The following is a 15,626-nucleotide window of genomic DNA, read 5'->3' as shown; positions in this document are numbered from 1 at the left end:
AGCTTCTTGGAAGCTGTCAGTAGTATACCTAATAATTTATCTACATTCCCTTTAGTAACGTGTAACTTTCCAAATTTACAAAAGCGACTCATAGAATTATTTCCTCCCGTTAAATAATAGATAACTATTAAAAATAGACAATACTTGCTCATAAGTAACGGTACTTAAATTGTTTACTTTGGCGTGTTTCATTGCTTGATGAAACTGATTTTTAGTAAACAGTTGACGATATTCTCGATTGACCCATTTTGAAACAAAGTACGTATATAGCTTCCAATATTTATCTGGAACATCTGTGGTATGGCGGGTAAGTTTTATTAAGACACTGTTTACTTTTGGTTTAGGATGAAAGCATTCCGCTGGCAGCTTAAGCAATTGCTGAATCGAGACTTGAGTGTGCAAGAGCAACCCTAGTGTTCGGTGAATATCCAAGGTACGCTTGTAGAATCCTTCTTCAACAATCAGATAGATGTCAGACGCACGGCTTTCAAAAACCACTTTTTTAATAATTTGTGTGCTTAAATGGTAAGGAATATTCCCAACAATTTTATACCTCTGTTTGTTAGGGAATTGAAACTGTAGAATATCTTGGTGAATTAAAGTGACACGAGTATTCAGTTTTAATTTTTCTGACGATAAGTTGAATAGATGACTGTCTAATTCAATAGACGTTACCTGTTTACTTATTTTAGCCAGTTTCGTCGTTAAATGCCCTTTACCTGTTCCAATTTCGTAAACGGTATCGGTTTCTTTTAAATTCAATTGTTTTATTATTTGGTTGAGTACTTTTTCACTCGTTAAAAAGTTTTGAGAATATTTTATATTTTTGTTCATGTAATTTCTCCTGAAGTGATTACATCTATAAACAAATACAGAAGTTAAACGATTTGTTTGTAATTTTAGTTATCTGTTTAAAAAGTCATAAGATTAGTCACTGGTAGGAATTAATCTAACGTATTTATTTATCTGCGTAATCACTGTTTTTAGTCTATTTCAAAACAGTAGATGTTTTATCTACATTACGCATTTGGAATACCAACATGACGAATCCCTCCTTCTTAATTACAAATTTTTAGCATCTAATTTAACTTCAATTCCTATTATACAAAATTTTAAGATAATGCACTATCAACACACTCTTAAGTTTGCTTCTAAGTCTTATTTCCATAACTTTAGGGTTAACCATACGCAAGACCAATCACTCTCGGACAATACTCATGATTTTAATGATAAAATCCATGTACCCCTTATCTACACACGTTTCAGGGCTTAAAATCGATTTGAGTAGTTTTTACTCGTCTGTTTCAACATTCCAATATTTTGAAATTGTTGGACGTGATAAACCTGTGTCTCTTTGACAATCGGTTTTCTTTCCCCAAGGTTTCTTTTTGCGCCATTCTTGGACGATTGCTTTCTTATCAGGTCTACCGCCTAGATATTTGCTATCTCTACGCCCTTTTAATTGCCTTGTGAAATTCATGATTTCAACGTGTTCCGCCCTTGTATTTCCGTTTCGCTTGGCTCTTTGAAGCGGAATGCCTGTGCGCTCGCTGATATACTCAATTTTGCGTGTAAATGCGTTTGTATCATTACGGTAGTAAGTTGCAAGAGCTGAAATAACGTCAGATAGCGTAAAATGGTTCTTATCGTCATTTGTAAGGGTCTCAAAATGTTCCATAATCATTTTACAATCCTTTTCCAACTCTTCAGGACTGATACAACATTGAACCGCTAACGAGCAAAGATTTTCAAGGCAATAGTAACGCTTTCCGACAACTGCACCGCTGATAATCTTTTGTTTCCAGTTATCATAAATTCCACGATGTCGATGAAAGACAAAATCTTCACTCGGTTTCTTTTGCCCCTCAACAATTCGGCGCTGATACCAATCAGGATACCTCTTTTTAGCTTCTTCTAAGCTCATTTTAGACTTGTAACCGATTTTGATTTTATCATCTTCTGAAAGAATTTCATTCAAGCTTTCCAGCGTGTGCTTCTCGCCTACTTTGAAAGCTAGAACGTAAGTATCATCTAGCCTTGTCTTGCTACCGACTGCGCGGAAGCCTTGCGTGAGTGTTTCATACTGAATACTGTTCTTATCGCTCATCTTTGTAACTCGTGAGTTCCAAAATAAGTCAATCCAGCGCTTCCGAACTCGTGATAACTCTTCAAAGATATTTTTATACAAAACAATCGGTTCTTCAAATACAAAATACAAATGCAAACCACGTCCGCTACACGTGATGTAGGTCGGTTTCGGTGTCATGTTGTAGTATTTCTTTCCGTCCATTTCCGTAACTGGTCTGTGCCAAGTATGGATAAGTTGCCGAACGCCGTCTAAACCTTTGATACCGTCAATCTCAATAGCCATTGCATACATTTTCGCAACGTTATCCTGGTAACGACGTTTGCCGACGTAAGAGATACCATTTGTAATAATAAAGTTATCAGTGCGGTCTATCTTATCGTAAAGCTCTTTATTGCCTTTGAAAAATAGATGGCTTCGTGTCTTCTTAACTGGATGACCTCTGTATTTGCCTTCTTTGTGAATCAAAGGTTCACCAGTTTTCTTGTCTTTCAGTTGTTCAATTTCAACAAAGATACCGCTGTACTTGCCTTTTTCGTCGCTTTTCGGTTTCATCGGGGTTTTCTTTTCTTCACACTTGCCCATCTCGCTTCCTGTGCGCCCCGTAGAGCGCGTTTAGACCGTCTGCCTATATCTTTATATGCGTCGATGAAATTAGAGGGCTTATAGGGGCTTCTAGGCGGTCATTTCCCCTTTCTCAGCTTTCAATCTCTGCCGAACGCCGCGAAAGCCGCTAGAATCAGCCGCAAAAGTGCCTTTTGAGTGGAACGCCGTCCCCTTCTCCACCGTCCCGCCGTAAACTGGCACGACAACAACAACAAGAAATAGCGCGTATGTTCGGTTTTTCAGCTCCGCGCGCACGCGCGAAAATGTTGTTGTTATTTTTTACAAGTTTTTTATATGTTTTGTGGCAAAGTTATCCACAGGCGACGAAGCCTTGAAAATACTGGTCGCATTGGCATTTTTCGCGGTTTTATTTCCCTACGGATTTTTGCCTTATCCCTACGGATTTTTGCCTTATCCCTACGGATTTTTGCTTTTATCCCTACGGATTTTTGCTTTTATCCCTACGGATTTTTGCTTTTATCCCTACGGATTTTTTTCTTGCGTAGGGATATTATATAACGCCTTTATTTTCAAGGGGTTATATAATATAGCTAGTTATTTTTGCCTCGATTTCCCCACCTATTTTATCATCGCGTGGGTAATTTCCCTACGCGCATTTGACACAATGTAGGGAAATATGTATAATCTATTTTTGAGAGGTGAACGAAATGAACGAAGTCAGTATCTTGGAAAAGGAAGTCGTGCAGGCGAATCCGCTGATTGAAGCACGCAAACACATGAATCTTTCTGAAATGCGGCTGTTCTTGCTCGGCTTGCAGGGCATTAAGCCGAACATTTCCACCGATGGGAATATCCACGACGTAGAATTTCATGATATATGGGTTTCACCGTCCCAGCTTGAACGCCTGTTTTCGGGAAAGACTGCAAGCATTACCAATCTAAAGCGGCACATAAAGAGCGCATACAACGGATTTATAGAGCTGGCTTTTGACGGCGGCGGCTTTGGTCTGCGCCATATCTACGCGAAAATGGATTACTTCCCCCAAAAGGGGCTATTGATAAAGTTCGATGATGAAATGAAGCCCTATATCTTGGATATTCTGAATCAGTCATATACAAGATATGCACTCAAGCACGTTTTCCCGCTTTCGTCGGAATACGGCTGGCGCATTATGGAGCTACTGCTTGAATATCAGGGCTATTTGAAGAAGGGGAAGCCGTTCATATACCGCAAGTTTACGCTGTCCGAAATACGCTTTCTTCTCAACGTCCCAGAAGGTCTATACGAAGGGCGATTAGATAATTTCCGTGTTCGCGTCCTTGATACGCCAATCAGAGAAATCAACGAAAAGACGATTTATCATGTATGGTATGACGCATACAAAGAAGGGCGCAAGATTGCAGGGTTCACCTTCTACATGGAGCGCAAGCACGACGACGACGGGGCGGCAGTCCCGCCGGAGGAGGTCGCCGCGCTCGATGATGTCCCGACGACCGACAAGCGGGATATTCTCGCCCGTCTGATGAATCCCGACCGTTGGAACATCACGGAGAAAGCCGCGCTGAAGCTGGTGCAGAAATATCCGCTGGAATATCTCGACGCAAATATCCGCTATGCGTACAAGTACCGCGACGGAAAGAAGAATCTAGGCGGCTGGCTGATGTCCTGCATTGAGAGGGACGAGGCGGGCAAGGAGCGCGAACGGCAGGAAGTCAAAAAGGCGGAGCAGGAGCACGAGAAAGAAAAAGCCCGCCGCCGCGCCGAAGTGCGCGAACGTGTCCTTAACGCCGTATTCGACGACGACACGGAGGACGCGCCGCCGATGTCGGAGGAAGAACCGCGCGGGCTTGCGCCGCTCAGTGATATTGAGGTGCGGCTTTTGCGTCGGGGCGGTGCGTCCTCGCCGCACGTCATGCGCCGTATGGAGCAATTAGGCTTGACGCTGGAAGATGTCAAGGCAGGGAAGCGGGGCTAAAATCGGTGGGAAAATGCCCGCTGCGGAAAATTTTGACCGCCTAGAATCGCCTCTAAGCCCTCCATTTTCGACGGCGCATAGGAAAGTATAGGCATTTTCGCCGATTTTGCGCCGCCTCGGAGGAGCGCACAGAAAAAGCCGTGATGAAAAAATCACGGCTTTTTTGCGTTCGTTGGTCGCGCATCCGCGCCGATCGGCACGCAAGCGGGGCGAAAAATGAAAGTTACGGCGGAAAATTTCACATTTCCAGCTCGTAAGAGGCGGTTTCTTTTTCCTTATCGGCTTCCTCTGTCCGCTCCTGCGTCCGTTCGGTTTCGCGGACGCGCTCGATGTCGGGCGCGTCCATGTCCTGCCGAAACGCCGTTAATGCTTCGTCGTAGTCAAGCCCTAGCTCCTGCGCCTTGCTGGCGTATAGCTCTGCCTGTTGCGGGTTTTCCGTGTCGCGGCTGATGTCGGCAAGTTCTTGAATCCGTGCGCGGTCTGCCTCGGGCAATAAGGGCGCGTCTGGCTCGGTTAGTCCCTGTTCTGCGGCTTGGTCGCTCATGTGCTGGAAGGATTCAAGGGTTTGCTCTATCATTTGGGCGCGGCGTTCGTTTATGTCGCGCTCCTCGCCCTCCTCGCTGTTGGTGCGGTCGATGATATTGTCCGTCAATCGGTCGGTCGCGCGGTCGATACTGCTTGTTACAGCGCGTCCGATTGCCTCGTTGCGCTCATATCCTCCCGCAAGCCCTACAAGCGTATGACAGGCAAGCGACGCCATCTTATAGGTGAAGTAGCACCGCAATATCTTCTCGCCCAGTCCCATATTACGAGATAGGGCTTTCGCCTGTTCCTGCTGTTGCCTCACGCGCTCGGCTTGCTTTCGTAGCTCCTTGACTTGTTCGCTCTCCTCCTTGGTCTTGTCCTTCTTCTGTTCCAGCTTTGCCGCCTTGCGCCCCAGCGCGTCCGCTTCCTCGCCCAGCGTGAACGCTTTGACGGTCGCTTCCTTCCCTGCGTCTTGGAATTTTTTCAGAAAGCCCATGTGCTATTTCCTCCTTTTCTCAGACTTCTTCAAAAGCTCGGCGGCGCGGCGGTCGATTTCTTCCTGCGGGATTCGCCCGCGCTCCTTCTCGTAGTCGTCCACATAACGGAATAACGCCAATTTGATAGCGTCGGAAAGGCTCATTCCAGAACCTTTTGTGATGTGTTCCAGCTTTGCCTTTAGTTCTGGCTCTGTCCGTATGCTCATGGTGATTTTCGTCATGTATGCGCCCTCTATCCCTCTAACTGCTGTTCAAGGTTATTCGGGTAGAGGGGCGACATAACAAGAACATCGTCCGCGCTCTCGCCCTCGACGTTGAGGAACGCAAGCGCAAGGTTTCCTGTCAGTTGCCGCACGAGATTCGCGTCTACAAGTTGCCGCTCAACGATCTGCGTATTTATGCTTGTGTTGCTGGTGCGGTTTGCCTTGAAAAAGTCGGTGTTCTGCTGGCTCTCGCCGCTGGAATAGTTGTAGCTCTGCCGTGCGACTTCCACGCGCCCCGCAAGGCTATTGATATAGCGCAAGGTTTCCATGTCCTCAGTTTTGAAGAATATCTTCTGCCGAAAGTTCGCAAGTACCGTGTCGGATAACTGCGGGTTTCCGATTGCCGCCTTGAACGCGCTGATACTCTGCGTTGAGATGATACCGACACAATGCGCCGATCGGGATTTATCCCAAAAGGAGAGGTCAGAAAGCCCTTGATTGCTTGCGCTGATGATGTTTTGATACTCGTCGCACATGAAAAAAACATAGTTCTGCGGCATGGATTTATCCACCTGCCGCGCCTGCAGGAGGTTGAAGAAGCGTAGCTTTATCATCGTATAGACGACTTTCCCAGCCGTCGCCCATTTCGCAAGCGGCAGGTCTACTAATACGATGTCGCCCGAAAGAATCCGCGCAAGGTCATAGTCCCCATCTGTCCCGCTGAAAGCGTCGATAAGTTCGGGATTCTGGAAGGGGGATAGAACGGTCGAAAGCGTCCCTTTGATGGATTCACGCATTTTTATATCCATGCTCATGAACACGTTTTGATAATATCCCTTGTAGTTCGCAAGATTCCGCGCCGCAAGCGTCCCCTCTGGCAGTTTCACATCGTCAAGCATGATGTCTATTGCCTTGCGTACATCTTCAAAAAAGATATACTGATACAGCTTTTCAAGGTTATAGTATTTGTCGCCGAGGGCTTCCAGCAAGCCTAAAGTGTTCTGAATAAGCGCGGTCGCCGACTGAATCCAAAAGCTATCGTTTGTCGCGCCGCCTGTGAGGTAAAATGTCGATTGCAGGAAGCCCGCCGCCTGTTCTGGCGTAAGTCCCTTTAAGAGATTCGTCCCTGCGCTGTCGGCTCCTACGCCGATTTTGTGAACCTCGCGCCCGTGCCATTCTGCAAAGCTCTGAACGCTCTCCACAAAGTCGCCCTTGATGTCGAATATCAGCCCTCCAACGTCGGAATAGGCAAGGCACTGAAATAAGATCGGGTTGATAACGCGCGTCGTCTTGCCCGCGCCGATACCGCCGAAAACGGCGATATTCTGGCAAGCGTCGTCATTGACAAGCCAAATATACTGATTCGCCCATAGTCCTGCGGCGTGTCCGCGCTGGTGAAGTTCGCCCGTGCTCGTCCCGATGCCGAGGGCGAACCCTTCGGGGCGTTCGGTGTTTTGAATTTCCTCCTCCTTTTTCGGGGCGTTCAAGTCAAGATTGATAATGCTTTTGATGGAATCGAAAAAGCCCATTGTCGCTTTCCTCCTCAGTGTAGAAAAAAGCCGCCTAACCTCGCGGATAGGCGGCGCGTACCGCATTATAGGCGCGTGTCTTTATTCCCTCCCACAAGGTCACGCACAAAAAGAATGAATTGAATCGTTCTCCCCGCAAGCAAATAGAGGAAAACATAAAGGACAAACACATAGAGAAGCGCCCAGCCGATAATCACGCTCAGAATACCGCCGATAAAGCTCTGCCCGTAGGCGATAGTGTTGAACACGGAGAACAACAAGCCGATACCGCACATGACGAGGCAGAAAATACGCCATACCCGACGGGCTTTCAGCATAATCATACCCAGCTTGATTTCTCTCTGCTGTTCTGGCGTGTATGCCGTATCCTGCATTTGCTCTGGTGCGGTGTTGCCGCCTTTCATAAGTGCCATAATTTCTTTCCTCCTTTGATAGAAAACCCTTCCAGATGTCTATTATAGCACCGTTTACCATAGTAAACAAGCCGAAAGTGCATATCTATTTTTTAGACCTGCCGCGGCTGTAGGGCGAGGGTTCTGCCTTTAGGCAGGTTCGTCGCCCGCTGTGGCAGGTTGCCCCCCGCAGGGGAATATCTCTTTTTGCCTCTTTCTCGTCCAGATCGGGAGCGGATGCGCGACCGTCTGAACGCGAAAACGGCTTTTTTGCGTGGTTTCAGAAAAGATAAAATCCCTAGCCAAAAGAAAAGCCGTGACGGAAAATCACGGCTTTTTCTGTGCGCCCGTTCGGGCTATATCCAGTTATTATCTAGTTTTGCTTCTGCTGTTGCTGTTGTTGTTTCTTTTCTTGATAGTCGTTATAGACTTTCTGGAAATATTCGCCCGTCGGCGATTCTCTGCCGATGGTATAGTTTTCGCCGTTAAACCAATAATGCGAATCCCCCGAAAGAATCGAGGTGATAAGGTCGTACTTCTCGTTTGTCGCTTTGACCTCCTGCCGCATTTGGTACATATTGTAAAAGCAAAACAGACCAACAACAACAAACACGGCAAAGACAATATAGACAAGCCTGTTATTTTCGCGGTTGACGATGTTCAAGCCCGCCGTGCTTCTCTCTAGCTCCTCGCTGATGTCCCGCATTTGCCTCGTTACGTCCTCCAAAAGGTCACGGTCGCGGCTCTCTATCGTCCGCTTGAACGATGGAGCGGCGACTTTATCAACGGCGGCGGTCAAGCGGTTCACGTCCTGCCGCAAGGCTTCATAAACCCCCTTCATTTCTTCGTAGCTCTGCTTTGCTTCCTCGTTGCTTTTCTTGCTCTCGTCCAGAAATCCCATGATTTTTACCTCCTGTTATCTGCTATATACCGTTTCTATCTCGGCTTCCTGCGACGGCTGCGGCGCGGCTTTGGTTTTGGCTGCGGCTTTCGCCTGTTCCGCCGCCGCCTGTTTGGCGCGTTCTTCTGCGGCTTTCTCCTTGGCGACGATAGAGGCAGGACGCTCTAAAGTGTGCTCCTTTATCTGCTTCAAGGCTTTTTCCAGCGCGGCGCGGCGGTCAACGTCTGGCGCGTGATAGCGGTCGTTGTTCTTCACTCCTCCTTGTGCCCGCATGGTTTCAATGCGGCGGGAAAAGTCCTTGCTGGTGACTTTGTGCGCGAAATGCCTCGTTTGCCGTTCCAGCTTCGCTTTATTGTCCGTATATACAACGGCTTCACGACGTGCGCGGCTGATGTCCACATAAAGCGCATTTCTGCTTTGTGCCGTCCCTTTGGTGTTCATGTCTACGACGACTTTATCAACGGTCATTCCCTGCGCCTTGTAGTTCGTCACAGCATAGCTATGGTCTACGCTGTTATATTTGCTCATGTCCCACTCTATCCGCTTTCCTGCGTCCGTGGTCGCCGTGATTCGGTCGCCGTCGATTCGCTCTATCTGCGCCATCGTCCCATTCTTCGCGCCTATCTTGTTGTCGTTGGCGGTGAAGATAATGCGGTCGCCTTTGGCAAAGTTGCGGCTTTCGGTGCGCTCTTTGTCGCCGTCGCGCACGGTGACGGCGTATTTTTTCCCCTCCTCCAATTCGCCGCGCTTCACATATTCGGCGCGTATTTCCTTGTTGTATGCGTTGCGGTCGGCGTTGGTCGATACAAGCAACAAGTTCTTTCGATACTCGCCGATCGGCGCGGCGGTCATCTCCTGCCGAATTTGTCCGTGACGCTCTGTCTTGCTCACGACTTCGCGATAATTGCCCGCTTTGTCGAGCTTTTCATAGGTGATAAGGTGGTCGCCCTTGACGGATTCGCGCACGGCGCGTAATAGCTCCGTGTCCTTCTGCCGCCGAATGTCCGTAAGGTGTGCGGTCGCCATTCCTTCTTTCTCCATCTGGCGCAAGGGTTCACCTGCGCCAACAGGCGGTAGCTGGTCGGGGTCGCCCAATAATAGCACCTGTGCGCCTCGGGCTTCTGCCGCCTTTTGCAGTTCGTTCATAAGGTTCATATCCACAAGCCCCGCCTCATCGACTGCCCATATCTCGCGCCCGCTTGCCTTTTGGACGTTCTCAAAGTTCCATTCCTGCTTTATTTCGCCCTGCGGCGCGTCTGCGCCGCCGCGCCCTTCCAGCTTGTTCAAGAAAGCGTGTATGGTCTGGGATTCTATACCGCTTTCGGCTTGCAGTCCGTCCGCCGCCTTGCCCGTGAAGCAAACGCCCTTTATCTCTATGCCCTGCTCGTCGGCGATCCACTTCATACGCTCCATCATGGTGGTTTTGCCCGTCCCTGCAAGCCCGTCCACAGCGACGTATTTATCTTGGCAGGTGAGAACGTGATGAACTGCCGCCGCCTGTTCGCCGCTCCCGTCTGCGATACTGAACGCCGCCGATTCAAGCCCCTGCGCCCGCGCCCTTCCTTCGGCGCGTTCCAGCGCGGCGCGGCTCTCGTCCATCGTGAGGATATGGCTCTTGATTTCTCCTTTCCCTGCCTTCATTCGTTCGATGTTCGCCCGCTCTTTTTCGATGTTCGTTTCCGTCGTCAAATATACATCTTTCCCGCCGCGCTCCATGCGTCCTAAATTGACAAGCCCCGCGCGTTCTATTGCCGCTTTTGCTTCGTGCTCCGTGATACCTTCCAGCACGCCCGCCGACATGATACGCGCCCGCGCTTCTGGCAGGGAAAACGCATACTTTTCCGCACTTAGTTTCTTTATGGTTTCGCTCGTCGTCTTGTCGATTTGCTCTAGTCGTTCTCTTGTCGCCTCCCTGAGCATATAATGACTTCGCACTTTTTCGGATTGGAGCTTTGCCAAACGACTGACGCGACCTTCGGGCAGTAGCAAATTATCCCGTCTGGTGCTCGTGCTATCCACATGGAACTCGGGCAACTCCTGCAAGCTAGGTCTGTCCGCAAAGATCGCAAGCTCTCCGCTCCGTTCAATGCGCTCAAAACTTGTAATGTCGGATTGTCCTCGGCTGGAAATAATATCTCTTTCCCCGCTTCGCTCTCTACTATTTTCATTAGGCTTTTGTCGTCCATCTTCTGCGCTCTCCTTCCGCTCTATGTTCACTCTGCCCGATTCATACAAGGATTTCTTTGTTTCTTGACATACCTCCTCAAAATTCGCTTTGCCGACTTCCTTCTTCTCGCGGCTGAATTGATTCGCCTTTTGCATATCCTTTATGCCGTGTTCTTCGGCAAGTTCCAGCATTTCACGACGGCGCGACGAGTATTCTAAAATGGTTTCTCGGTCGAATCCTTTCAGTTCGTAGAATCCATTTCGGCTATCCGTGATTTCAAGCTCATATCCTTTCGCTTGTAGCTCCTGCGCCATCGCTTGACGATATTCAAGCCCTAGCTGTTTTATCATTCTCTCTTTCGTTATTTTCCCATAGTCGCATGACAGGCTTTTCCCGTCTGCGAATGTGTCATTTAAGATAACAAGGTGAGAATGTAAGTCAAGGTCTGGAATCATACCGTTTTCTTTGGTCGGTCGCGCCATCGTATGAAGGAACTCGGCGGCTATCATATTCCGTGAAAATATCGTCTGTCCTTCGCTTCGCGTCCGTAGATATTCGACTTCGATTTTCTCAGCGATCTTCGCAACGGCGGCTTGATGTGCCTTTATCATATCTTCTCGCGTCTGCTCGTCTTTCGCCATCGCAAGCGACACGGATTTAGGCGCGGAAAATGTGCAGTCAAGCCCTGCGCGTTTTGTTCGCCCGTTCTCTTGAATATGCTCTAAAATCTCGTCGAATTGCTCCTTTGAACATTCGCCCGAAAGCCCGCGACTTTCGGCAAGGCTTCCGTGCCATCGGTCATAGTTTGTCATATTGTTTGTATAGTAGTCTTTGCCGTGTTCAAAATACGTTCCCGCCTGTCCTGCGGTGACACTGTTACACGACATCATAGCAATTCACTCCTTTAATTTTTCCATATATTTTTTCATATCTGCTTCTGCCTGTTTCCATGCTTCACGCGCCGTTTCTTCATTCGCCGCCGCTATCATGAAATGATAGAATAGACTCATCATAAACTTGGAATCATACATATACTTTTTCAATAGCTTAACTTGTACTTCTGAAAATTGATTTTGTGCTTCTCCCAGCTTCTCTATTTCCGCTTCGATTGTCACGCGCGAAAGCTGTTCTTCTTTCTCGGATTCGTCGCTTGTAAGTATCATTCTGCAATACTCCGCTAAAGTCATTCGCCGCGCCCGCGCTTTTTCCTTTAATTGTACTTCGATTTTATCGTCTAGCCTAATAGAAATCTGTCCCATTTTTGCTATCTCCTTTGGTGGTCTATGAAATTGCCTTTTTATAAGGGTTTTCATCGTTTTGACTGTCGTGCTTGAATGTCATTGTGGTGTTCGCTTAGAGTACCGCCATTATTCGCGTGAGCGGCATTTTGCTAAATGCGATGGTGTGGAAAATAATAAGCCGTGAAATAGTGGGAACGACGCTCGCGCCGTCCCCATGCTCTCTATCGTTCGCCTTAGTTGTTGCCGCTCCCGCTGAAAAGGTCGGGTCTTGCTTGCTTCGCCGCTTCAATCACCTGCCGTAATACCTGCGGTGTTGTGATGTTGCTTTCATGCAGGATATTCCGCATGGAGAGAACCGCCTTTATTTCGTTCTCCGTCGTGATGTTATTCGCGTCGAGGTTCTTAATTATCGCCGTGCGCTTCGCGTCCTCCAGCTTCTTCTTTAGCTTCGCGATCTTCGCGCTCTCGGCGGCGGCGTGTACTTTCTTCTTCGCTTCCAGCAGTTCTATTTCTTCTTCCGCTGTGCGCTCCGCCTTCTTCTTTTTGGAAAGACGCGCGATAACGTCCTTCGCGGTTTCACGTGAAGCAGTGCTTTTTTCTTCCTTCATTTCCTGCGGCGCGTTCTCCTGCGTCTGCTGGTTCTCGTTCGTGTATTCCATGTTATTTATCCTCCTCTATGTGTTATCGGATTAACTTCTTGTAGGCTTCAATTCTATCTTTCTCTTTCTCCATTTCGCTTTGAATAAGAGAAAGAATGAATTGCGTTTGATTCGTCCCTTTTAGGTGACTGATAATCTTTAGGTTTTCTATGACCGATACGGGCAGGGAAAAGGAAACGTGCTTTGTCTGCTCGTCGTACTTCCTCGGCTGTCCCATTTTAGACGGTCGAACGATCGCAACTTCCTCCGCTTTTTCCTCCTGCGCGGGCTGTTCCTGCTGTGCAGGTTCTTCCGTTACTTCCTGCGCCTTTGCTTCCTGCTTCTCGGTCGCTTCTTCTGGCTGTTTCTCCTGCGGTGCAGGGGCTTCCTTTTTCGGCTCTGGCGGCTTCTTCTCTGGTGCAGGGGCTTCCTTCTTTTCCTCGGTCGCTTTCTTGGTCGCCCTCGTCGGCTTCTTCGCGGCTCTCGGCTTCTTTTGCGGCGGCTTTTTCGCTGTCGCTTCTGCCGCTGGATTCCCCTGCGGCTTGACATCTAATCTCGTCTGTCCTTCCGCTTCCAGCTTCTCTATAAGTTCCTGCTCCGACATCGGCGGCGGCGCGGTCGCTTCTGCGGTCGCTTGTGCCGCTGATTGTATTTTCTTCTTTGGCATTCTCATTCCTCCTATTTTCTGCCGCTTGCGCTGGCGAGGTATTCCCGCACGAAAGCGGAATAATCTGCGGCGGCGTTTGCCGTGCCGTCATAGGTGAAAATATCCTCTCGGGCAAGCTGGCTTTCTTTCACGGCGACGCTTTCCCGAATGATTGTATTATATAATTTAGTGCCTATATTTGTCGATAGGTTTTTCAAATCCTCCAAAAGCTGGCGGCTTATGACTGTTCGCGCATTGTGGCGCGTTATCAGTATGCCCGCTATTTTGATTTTCGCGTGTTCCTCCTCCTGCAAGTATTCCACAGATTTTGATATTCCCAGCACGGATTTATAGGCATAATAATCGGCGGTCGTCGGTATGATGAGTTCATCGCACGAACGCAACGCCGCGAGGGTGTTTCCTCCCATGTTCGGCGGGCAGTCTATGACGATGTAATCATAGGGCAGACGCGCAAGGGAAAGCGTATAGCTTTTCTGTTCCAGCGCGGCAAGTTCCAGCGTCGAGGGAATGAGGTCAAGCCCGCTTCTCGTCGGTACGATGGTTTTCTTCACATCTGCGCCGCTCCCGTCCTGCTGGATAACGTCGGAAAGTGTGAGGTCTGCGCGGGCTTTCGCTCCTGCGCTGTCGGTGAGGTCGCCTTGCGCGTCCATGTCGATGATGAGGACGCTTTTCCCCTCTCTTTTCAGCCCGCTTGCCATGTTTAGCGCGGTCGTTGTTTTGGCAACGCCGCCTTTCTGGTTCGCAATCGTGATAATACGCATTTTTTCACCTGTCCTTTCATGCGCCGTTTTTAGTTCTTTATATTTATATATTATACTAAATTATTTATTTACTGTAAACACTATTTTATATAATTTAGTATCTTAGTTTATTTATATAAATTACTAACTTATATTTATATATAAATGTATATTCTATCTTTTTATATACTTGCATAATGCACTATTTTATATATAAATGTCACTTATTGCGCCGCACGTTTATTTTCTCCGCACTCCGCGAAAAGTCCTCTAAACCCTTATTTTTCAAGGGTTTTTGAAGGTGTGGATTTTTGCGTCATAAATATAATTTATAGTAAAAACTACTTTATTTCTTATACTAAATTATATAACTTAGTTTATTTGCTTTGTACACTAATTTATATAATTTAGCAATTTATATATTTATACATAAAACTAATTTAGTTTTTAGTCGTTTTTTCGGGGGCGGCGGTCATTCCGTCCGCGCTTTCCAGCAACGGCGCGGCTTTTCCGCATTTTTGCCCCGTTTTTCCCGTTCTTCTACTGCCTTTTTCGTATTCGTCATGGATAGACTTTCTTTTCTCTTGCAAATCATCTTGAAAAATATCTTTATAAAAATCTCTCGCATTAACTGGAATAGCTTGTTCTCCAGCTCGTTTTAGTTCGCTCCGTAGTTCTAACGTGAAATTAGGTAGTTTTATCCGTCTGTCGCTCATGCAGAAGTAACTACTGGCAAGGTTAGGGTCTTTGTCAGGATAGCAACCAAAATGGTTAAAGCTAAGTAAAGATGAACCCATGAAAAAAACTCCTTTCTAGTAAAATCTTTTTAATTCGGTAAAGTCCGCAAAATCGCGTTTTAAAGGGGTAGGAAGCACTCATTCAGAGAATGAGCGCTATTTTGGGGAGAGGACTGAGCCTTCCCCCCAAAATACTTTCACTGCGTGAAAGCAAGGCGCGCCCCCTGCTCACAAATGATGCACCCTCTCCAGCTCGGTCGCTATCGCTCACGCTGTCGAGAGTGTCATCATGTTGTCCAGTGCCTAAAGGCATAGGAACAGCGGTTGAGGTGCTATCAACCAAGCAATCAGAACGAGGGAAGGGGACAAGCTAGTAAAAGCTTTAGGCTATATTTAAATCGTACAGAGTGAGGAGGTTGGGAGCTGCTTCGCACTCCCTTATAGACCGTTAAATGAACAATGAGTTTTTTTACATTTTTCATTAGTTTTTTACCCTAAATCTAATGTTGGACATTAGTTTTTAGGGTAAAAACTATCTTTTTTCCTATGATAAGTTAGGAAATACCACTGTTTTGTGGTATTTTCTTGACCTTTTTTGACTATTTACCCTAGAAAGATACTTCACTTTGTTTTCTATGTTCCATGTACCCCAATATTGTTGCCACACTTAGGACATTTTCCTACAAGGGGTCCCGAGCGCTTAGTGGGAATTTGTACCCCTTATCGATACAAATTCCCCGTAGGCGCTAGGGACCTCTTT

At 47.5% G+C, this 15,626-nt stretch carries 15 protein-coding genes and 1 pseudogene; 1 reads left to right on the top strand and 15 read right to left on the bottom strand.

The annotated features are described in order from the left end of the window. Positions 1-96: 96 nt before the first annotated feature. From erm(B) to AXE86_RS11765, 4 genes and pseudogenes are all read right to left on the bottom strand, one after another. On the bottom strand, positions 97-834 hold the full coding sequence (gene erm(B) / locus AXE86_RS11770) for a 23S rRNA (adenine(2058)-N(6))-methyltransferase Erm(B) (protein WP_001038796.1): 738 nt from the start codon (positions 832-834) through the stop codon (positions 97-99). Between the two features lie 154 nt (positions 835-988). Beyond that, positions 989-1,042 carry a 23S rRNA methyltransferase attenuation leader peptide gene (locus AXE86_RS12840; protein WP_117115223.1) on the bottom strand — a complete coding sequence of 18 codons (54 nt, stop codon included), beginning with the start codon at positions 1,040-1,042 and terminating at the stop codon, positions 989-991. 48 nt (positions 1,043-1,090) lie between these two features. Beyond that, positions 1,091-1,174: pseudogene (locus AXE86_RS13535) on the bottom strand (MLS leader peptide); the annotation flags it as partial. A 117-nt stretch (positions 1,175-1,291) separates the two neighbouring features. Next, positions 1,292-2,671, bottom strand: coding sequence for a hypothetical protein (locus tag AXE86_RS11765; protein WP_061947061.1), 1,380 nt, complete (start codon positions 2,669-2,671; stop codon positions 1,292-1,294). Positions 2,672-3,360: 689 nt separating this feature from the next. Between AXE86_RS11765 and AXE86_RS11760 the strand changes: the two genes are divergently transcribed. Beyond that, positions 3,361-4,629 (top strand): replication initiation protein, encoded by a 1,269-nt coding sequence (locus AXE86_RS11760; RefSeq protein WP_061947059.1) that lies wholly within the window; start codon positions 3,361-3,363, stop codon positions 4,627-4,629. Positions 4,630-4,867: 238 nt separating this feature from the next. Here AXE86_RS11760 and AXE86_RS11755 read toward each other — a convergent pair whose 3' ends face one another. From AXE86_RS11755 to AXE86_RS11705, 11 genes are all read right to left on the bottom strand, one after another. Then, positions 4,868-5,650, bottom strand: coding sequence for a hypothetical protein (locus AXE86_RS11755; RefSeq protein WP_061947057.1), 783 nt, complete (start codon positions 5,648-5,650; stop codon positions 4,868-4,870). 3 nt (positions 5,651-5,653) lie between these two features. Next, the gene (locus tag AXE86_RS11750; RefSeq protein ID WP_061947055.1) at positions 5,654-5,872 is read right to left on the bottom strand and encodes a ribbon-helix-helix protein, CopG family; all 219 of its coding nucleotides are present in this window, start codon (positions 5,870-5,872) and stop codon (positions 5,654-5,656) included. An 11-nt stretch (positions 5,873-5,883) separates the two neighbouring features. Then, entirely contained in the window at positions 5,884-7,383 is a 1,500-nt protein-coding gene (locus AXE86_RS11745) for a type IV secretory system conjugative DNA transfer family protein (RefSeq protein ID WP_061947053.1), read from the bottom strand. A gap of 65 nt (positions 7,384-7,448) precedes the next feature. Continuing rightward, on the bottom strand, positions 7,449-7,796 hold the full coding sequence (locus AXE86_RS11740; protein WP_061947051.1) for a hypothetical protein: 348 nt from the start codon (positions 7,794-7,796) through the stop codon (positions 7,449-7,451). Between the two features lie 352 nt (positions 7,797-8,148). Further along, complete coding sequence (locus AXE86_RS11735) at positions 8,149-8,676, bottom strand: hypothetical protein (protein ID WP_061947049.1); 528 nt, start codon at positions 8,674-8,676, stop codon at positions 8,149-8,151. Between the two features lie 15 nt (positions 8,677-8,691). Beyond that, positions 8,692-11,733 carry a MobF family relaxase gene (mobF, locus tag AXE86_RS11730; RefSeq protein WP_061947047.1) on the bottom strand — a complete coding sequence of 1,014 codons (3,042 nt, stop codon included), beginning with the start codon at positions 11,731-11,733 and terminating at the stop codon, positions 8,692-8,694. Positions 11,734-11,739: 6 nt separating this feature from the next. Next, positions 11,740-12,102: a hypothetical protein gene (locus tag AXE86_RS11725; protein ID WP_061947045.1), complete on the bottom strand. Its 363-nt coding sequence runs from the start codon at positions 12,100-12,102 to the stop codon at positions 11,740-11,742. Positions 12,103-12,317: 215 nt separating this feature from the next. Continuing rightward, the gene (locus tag AXE86_RS11720; protein WP_061947043.1) at positions 12,318-12,743 is read right to left on the bottom strand and encodes a hypothetical protein; all 426 of its coding nucleotides are present in this window, start codon (positions 12,741-12,743) and stop codon (positions 12,318-12,320) included. Between the two features lie 22 nt (positions 12,744-12,765). Next, positions 12,766-13,389, bottom strand: a complete 624-nt coding sequence (locus tag AXE86_RS11715; protein ID WP_061947041.1) for a hypothetical protein — start codon at positions 13,387-13,389, stop codon at positions 12,766-12,768. Between the two features lie 11 nt (positions 13,390-13,400). Beyond that, entirely contained in the window at positions 13,401-14,150 is a 750-nt protein-coding gene (locus tag AXE86_RS11710; protein WP_061947039.1) for a ParA family protein, read from the bottom strand. Positions 14,151-14,569: 419 nt separating this feature from the next. Next, the gene (locus AXE86_RS11705; protein ID WP_061947036.1) at positions 14,570-14,926 is read right to left on the bottom strand and encodes a hypothetical protein; all 357 of its coding nucleotides are present in this window, start codon (positions 14,924-14,926) and stop codon (positions 14,570-14,572) included. Between the last annotated feature and the right edge of the window lie 700 nt (positions 14,927-15,626).

It is taken from the genome of Selenomonas sp. oral taxon 136 (assembly GCF_001554015.1).
Taxonomy (GTDB): domain Bacteria; phylum Bacillota; class Negativicutes; order Selenomonadales; family Selenomonadaceae; genus Centipeda; species Centipeda felix.
Note: the sequence above shows the minus strand (reverse complement) of the source record. Positions and strands in the feature narration are given on the sequence as shown.

What these genes read in the sequence shown, in the direction of transcription:
- AXE86_RS11745 (WP_061947053.1), bottom strand. Translation starts at nt 7,383, where the DNA reads ATGGGCTTTTTCGATTCCATCAAAAGCATTATCAATCTTGACTTGAAC.
- AXE86_RS11765 (WP_061947061.1), bottom strand. Translation starts at nt 2,671, where the DNA reads ATGGGCAAGTGTGAAGAAAAGAAAACCCCGATGAAACCGAAAAGCGAC.
- AXE86_RS11725 (WP_061947045.1), bottom strand. Translation starts at nt 12,102, where the DNA reads ATGGGACAGATTTCTATTAGGCTAGACGATAAAATCGAAGTACAATTA.
- AXE86_RS11715 (WP_061947041.1), bottom strand. Translation starts at nt 13,389, where the DNA reads ATGCCAAAGAAGAAAATACAATCAGCGGCACAAGCGACCGCAGAAGCG.
- mobF (WP_061947047.1), bottom strand. Translation starts at nt 11,733, where the DNA reads ATGATGTCGTGTAACAGTGTCACCGCAGGACAGGCGGGAACGTATTTT.
- AXE86_RS11755 (WP_061947057.1), bottom strand. Translation starts at nt 5,650, where the DNA reads ATGGGCTTTCTGAAAAAATTCCAAGACGCAGGGAAGGAAGCGACCGTC.
- AXE86_RS11705 (WP_061947036.1), bottom strand. Translation starts at nt 14,926, where the DNA reads ATGGGTTCATCTTTACTTAGCTTTAACCATTTTGGTTGCTATCCTGAC.
- AXE86_RS11750 (WP_061947055.1), bottom strand. Translation starts at nt 5,872, where the DNA reads ATGACGAAAATCACCATGAGCATACGGACAGAGCCAGAACTAAAGGCA.
- AXE86_RS11760 (WP_061947059.1), top strand. Translation starts at nt 3,361, where the DNA reads ATGAACGAAGTCAGTATCTTGGAAAAGGAAGTCGTGCAGGCGAATCCG.
- AXE86_RS11720 (WP_061947043.1), bottom strand. Translation starts at nt 12,743, where the DNA reads ATGGAATACACGAACGAGAACCAGCAGACGCAGGAGAACGCGCCGCAG.
- AXE86_RS11710 (WP_061947039.1), bottom strand. Translation starts at nt 14,150, where the DNA reads ATGCGTATTATCACGATTGCGAACCAGAAAGGCGGCGTTGCCAAAACA.
- AXE86_RS11735 (WP_061947049.1), bottom strand. Translation starts at nt 8,676, where the DNA reads ATGGGATTTCTGGACGAGAGCAAGAAAAGCAACGAGGAAGCAAAGCAG.
- AXE86_RS11740 (WP_061947051.1), bottom strand. Translation starts at nt 7,796, where the DNA reads ATGGCACTTATGAAAGGCGGCAACACCGCACCAGAGCAAATGCAGGAT.